The following is a 2,996-nucleotide window of genomic DNA, read 5'->3' as shown; positions in this document are numbered from 1 at the left end:
GTTCTACGGCGACGACTACGCCGTCGAGTCCAATTAACCGATCATATCATGGACGAACGACGTGCTGATGATGGCGCCGCAGGAAATTGCAGGCTAGCGTCCGATTTCCACCCATTTCGGACACTGCTGATCTTCGGCGACGACGTGAACGCGCACGCCATTGTTCAACCTTGCGATTGTTGATGGATGGGCGCAACTATCTACGCGGAATGTAATAAACCTCGCCGACCTGCTGCCACGGAGCGCCCATGATCGAGCGGTCCTGGTTCAAATGCAGTCGGCCGTCCCGTTGCAAGATGATCGCGGTGGTCAAGCGTGCCGGCTTGCCGTCTATTTTGCGTTCATCGGTGAAGACCAGCCCGGTGTTGCCGGCCGCATAGCCGTATTGAACATGATTGCCACCGTCGTTGCTATAGCTTTGATAGGTGTAGCGCTGATCGTCCCTGGAATAGCCAACGATCGCTTCAACCCGCAGCCCGCTGATGCTGTTGGTCAGGCTGCACACCACAAAGGAGCGGCGATCGTACCAGATGCAATGATCGCGGTAGGTCTTTTCTTGGCCTGCGCGGGTCCAGTCGCCGATCAGCAATGCGAGATGGGCTTCTACTTCCGGCGGGTGGGCCCCAGACGTGGGCGCCGCCACGAGCCACAGCAATGTGGCGATCATTGCCGCACGGTGCGAATTGCCGACGCCGCCGCGGGATTGCGCTGACCATTGTGCGGATCGTGAATCGACATCAACGACTCTTGCAAATCCTCGCCGCCGCTAGACATTACGCCCAGAACTTCGGCCTCGTCGCAACCTTCGGCTGCAAGATAGGCGTGGCCCATGCTCGAATCGATGTAGATCGACTGCCCCACTTCGAGTACCACCGGATCATAGAATTCGGTGTTCACTACGATCGTCCCGCGCAGGACATAGACAAACTCCTCGCCGGGATGGTGGACTAGCTCGCCGAACTCTTTGGAAGTTCTGGCGCGGATCTTGGTGATCACCGGGATCATCCGCTTGCGGCGCAGCTCGGTGCACAAAAAATAATAATCATAGTTGGGCGTTTCGACGTGGAGCGCCCGATCGACGTAACCGAGGCTACGTCGAGCGGTTACGGTCGGTGTCGCATCCTGGCCCGCTTCGGCAAACAGTTCCGAGATCGGGATGCCGAGCCGCTGACTGACCTGATAGAGCTTGTCGTAAGTCAGAGTCAGCCGATCGTGCTCGACCTTGGACAGGGTCGACAAGGGTATCCCGCTGTTTTCACTCATTTGTTTCAGGGTCCACCCATGACGGCTACGCAGCTTGCGCAGCAGAATTCCGAGCGTGGGGGCGGACGAAGCCATCAGTTTCCTAACAGTTGACGAATTCTCTGATCAGGATAACAGTCATCCCGATCAGAGTTTGGGGCGAGTCTATTGCCTGCGTCAATGACAGGCAATCCCGAAAGCAGACAGGGAGCGGGCAAATGAAAAATTGGCGGGCAATCGGAATAGCGCTGATGGCGATAGTCGGCGGCGCAGCAATTGCGCAGGATAGCGCTCAACTTGGCGCGCCACCATCGTTAGCGAAGCTTGCACCGGCAGCCCCGAGCACCGAACCGCCGTCCACGACTGCGGTCAGCGGAGAGCCGGCGCAACACCTGCTCACGAAGGTCGATGTCGATGCGTGGCTCGACGGCTACATGCCCTACGCGCTGCACAGCAGCGACATCCCCGGCGCGGTGGTCGTGGTCGTCAAGGACGGCCAGTTCGTCACAGCCCGCGGCTTTGGTTATTCCGACGTCGACAAACGCGCGCCGGTCGACCCGGACAAGACCCTGTTCCGGCCCGGATCGGTGTCCAAGCTGGTCACCTGGACCGCGGTGATGCAACAGGTCGAGCAGGGCAAGCTCGACCTCGACAAGGACGTCAGCACCTACTTCGACTTCAAGATTCCGCCGTTCGACGGTCAGCCCGTCACGCTGCGCCAGATCATGACCCACACTGGCGGATTCCAGGAAACGTCGAAGGAGATCATCTTCTACGACGCCAAGAAACTCTCCAGGCTCGGCGATTATTTGAAGGCGAACGTGCCGCCGCGGATTTACGCTCCCGGCACCACGCCGGCCTATTCGAACTGGGCGACCGCGTTGGCCGCTTATTTGGTCGAACGCACCTCGGGGCAAAGCTTCGACGATTATCTCGACCAGCATGTCTTCGGCCCGATCGGCATGCGCAATTCGACCTTCCGCCAACCGCTTCCGGCGCAGCTGAAAGGGCAGATGTCGACCGGCTATCAAACCCCTGGCGGCAAACCCAAAGGCTTCGAACTGATCGGCCCCGCGCCGGCCGGATCGATGTCAGCGAGCGGCGCCGACATGGGCCTCTTCATGATCGCCCATCTCGCCAATGGCCGCGGCCTGCTCCAGCCCGCGACCGCGGCGATGATGCACAACAGCCCGCTCGACAAGATCAATCCGCGCACGCTGTTTCCCGGGCTCAACCGGATGGAGCTGGGGTTCTTCGAAACCAATGCCAATGGCCGCGAAGTGATCGGCCACCTTGGCGACACGTCGGCGTTCCACACCTCGCTGCACTTGTTCATCAAGGACAATGTCGGCTTCTACGTGTCGTTCAACAGTCCGGGCAAAGGCGGCGCGGTGCAGCCGCTGCGCGAAGCGATGTTCGAGCATTTCGCCGACCGCTACTTCCCCGCGCCGCCGGCCAAGGCGACGAGCGTTCCCGCCAAACTGGCGCGCAAGCATTCGGAAATGATGGCCGGCCTGTGGCAGAACAGCCGGCGCGAGGATCATGGCTTTGTCTCGTTGCTCAACCTGATTGGTCAGACCAAGATCTCGGTCGGGCCCAAGGGCGAGCTGGTCGTCGCCGCGCTTACTGGGGCCAATGGCCGCCCGCGCGAGTGGGTCGAGGTCGCGCCCTTCATGTGGCAGGACAAGGATAGCCACCAGCGGCTCGCGGCACAGGTCGTCGACGGCAAGGTCATGCGCTGGAGCTTCGACGAA

The 2,996-nt window shown here is 60.5% G+C and carries 3 protein-coding genes; 1 reads left to right on the top strand and 2 read right to left on the bottom strand.

What is annotated here, in order from left to right; all coding sequences use genetic code 11:
* Positions 1 to 196 precede the first annotated feature (196 nt).
* Positions 197 to 667, bottom strand: a complete 471-nt coding sequence (locus RMO25_RS08460; RefSeq protein ID WP_309662166.1) for a hypothetical protein — start codon at positions 665 to 667, stop codon at positions 197 to 199.
* The gene (locus RMO25_RS08455; RefSeq protein ID WP_309662165.1) at positions 664 to 1,338 is read right to left on the bottom strand and encodes an XRE family transcriptional regulator; all 675 of its coding nucleotides are present in this window, start codon (positions 1,336 to 1,338) and stop codon (positions 664 to 666) included. Before RMO25_RS08455 ends, RMO25_RS08460 begins: the two co-directional genes overlap by 4 nt.
* 122 nt (positions 1,339 to 1,460) lie before the next feature.
* On the opposite strand from RMO25_RS08455, the gene RMO25_RS08450 reads away from it, so the two are divergent.
* A partial coding sequence (locus tag RMO25_RS08450; RefSeq protein ID WP_309662164.1) for a serine hydrolase domain-containing protein occupies positions 1,461 to 2,996 on the top strand: 1,536 nt, incomplete at its 3' end.

Source organism: Sphingomonas sp., from assembly GCF_031361285.1.
GTDB lineage: Bacteria > Pseudomonadota > Alphaproteobacteria > Sphingomonadales > Sphingomonadaceae > Sphingomicrobium.
This window is presented reverse-complemented; position numbering and strand designations above follow the sequence as displayed.

What these genes read in the sequence shown, in the direction of transcription:
- RMO25_RS08460 (WP_309662166.1), bottom strand. Translation starts at nt 667, where the DNA reads ATGATCGCCACATTGCTGTGGCTCGTGGCGGCGCCCACGTCTGGGGCC.
- RMO25_RS08455 (WP_309662165.1), bottom strand. Translation starts at nt 1,338, where the DNA reads ATGGCTTCGTCCGCCCCCACGCTCGGAATTCTGCTGCGCAAGCTGCGT.